The following is a 1,452-nucleotide window of genomic DNA, read 5'->3' as shown; positions in this document are numbered from 1 at the left end:
AAACATGCCCCGCCCTGCCCTGCCTTCCCCATCAGGTAAAGCCGCAGGACAAGGCGGGCGCGGATCAGTTCGCGGGCACCTGGCCATTGTCGGCCGCAGTCCCCGGCTTGTCGACCGAGATCGTCGGCACCGCGACCGTCTTGGTCTCGGTCCCCAGCCGCACCTTGGCGACGTCCGCCTCGAATTTCGGCGTCTGGATCGCGCCGGCACGCGTCTGGTCGATGTTGATGATCCCGAAATACATCAGCGCGACGACGGCGAGCAGCGCGATCGCGACCAGAGACAAGAGCGTACGCATGGGATTTCCCTTATATAAGGCCACGACCCATGACGGGCGTCGACCGGTTCGATGGCGTAACAACGTCGATCAACCCCGCGCGGTTGCACGCCCCGCTCTGCCGCCCCGTTCGCCGCATCCGCGCGAGCACCGATCGGCAAAAACGGGTGAATCGGTTGACGCGGCCGCGCTTGCCGGGTATCCGCGCGCCTTTCCGGGGTTCCTCCCGACACTTGATAGGTAGACAGATGTCGCGCATTTGCGAACTGACCGGCAAAGGCCGGATGGTCGGGAACAACGTGTCCCACGCCAACAACAAGACCAAGCGTACGTTCCTGCCCAACCTGCAGAACGTCACGCTGATCTCCGACTCGCTCGAGCAGAGCGTTCGTCTCCGCGTCTCGACGCACGGCCTGCGTTCGGTCGAGCATAATGGCGGCCTCGACAACTGGCTCGTCAAGACCTCGGACGACAAGCTCTCGCTCAAGGCCCGCCGCCTGAAGCGCGACGTCGTCAAGAAGATCGCCGCCGCCGCCTAACCCGCGCGACGACTGCGATTCGGCCCCGGCCCGCGCTCCCACCGGAGCGCGGGCCGTCGGCGTTTCTGCGCCCGTCACACCGAAACGCGCCGCCGAACCCGTTCCACCTCCCTCTCCGTTCGTGTCGAGCGAAGTCGAGACACCGCCATCCCCGCTCGACCCCCGCCGTTCGTGTCGAGCGCCCCCCTCCCGTTCGTGTCGAGCGAAGTCGAGACACCACCGCTAGCCCCGCTCGCCCCCCGCTACCCCTCCAGCCGAAACTTCAGCAACAGGGTCCGCTCCAACGCAGTCTCGTTGTCGTCCGACACGATCCACACCACCGTGTCGTCCCCCTCGCGCACCACCGCGATCCCCTCGAAATTGTCATGCACCAGCGGCGCGGCCAGCCGGGCGATCTCGCGCCCGCGCACCACCGCCCCCGCCCGAATCGCCCCCGATTCGATCACCGTCACGGTGTTGGAAAACGCGAACGGCGCGGCAAAGGCGCGATTGAGCACGATCAGCCGCCCGTCGGGCAGCTCGGCGACATCGACCGGACTGAACCCGACCGGCGGCACATAGGTAAAGCCCACCCCGCGCGCCGTCAGCGGATCACCCGCAAACAGCAGCCCCCGCCGCCCGGTCCCGCGCCCGACC

3 protein-coding genes are annotated in these 1,452 nt (G+C 67.3%); 1 reads left to right on the top strand and 2 read right to left on the bottom strand.

Annotated elements, in window-relative coordinates:
• Positions 1–64 precede the first annotated feature (64 nt).
• The gene (locus sphsw_RS13650) at positions 65–298 is read right to left on the bottom strand and encodes a hypothetical protein (protein ID WP_031395039.1); all 234 of its coding nucleotides are present in this window, start codon (positions 296–298) and stop codon (positions 65–67) included.
• Positions 299–525: 227 nt separating this feature from the next.
• Between sphsw_RS13650 and rpmB the strand changes: the two genes are divergently transcribed.
• The gene (rpmB, locus tag sphsw_RS13645) at positions 526–816 is read left to right on the top strand and encodes a 50S ribosomal protein L28 (protein ID WP_031395040.1); all 291 of its coding nucleotides are present in this window, start codon (positions 526–528) and stop codon (positions 814–816) included.
• A gap of 242 nt (positions 817–1,058) precedes the next feature.
• On the opposite strand, the gene sphsw_RS13640 is transcribed toward rpmB, so the two are convergent.
• On the bottom strand, positions 1,059–1,452 hold a 394-nt coding region (locus sphsw_RS13640), incomplete at its 5' end, for an esterase-like activity of phytase family protein (RefSeq protein WP_031441084.1).

Source organism: Sphingomonas sp. FUKUSWIS1 (assembly GCF_000733135.1).
GTDB lineage: Bacteria > Pseudomonadota > Alphaproteobacteria > Sphingomonadales > Sphingomonadaceae > Sphingomonas > Sphingomonas aerolata.
The sequence above is the reverse complement of the archived record's forward strand: the minus strand, read 5'-3'. Positions and strand labels throughout refer to the sequence as shown.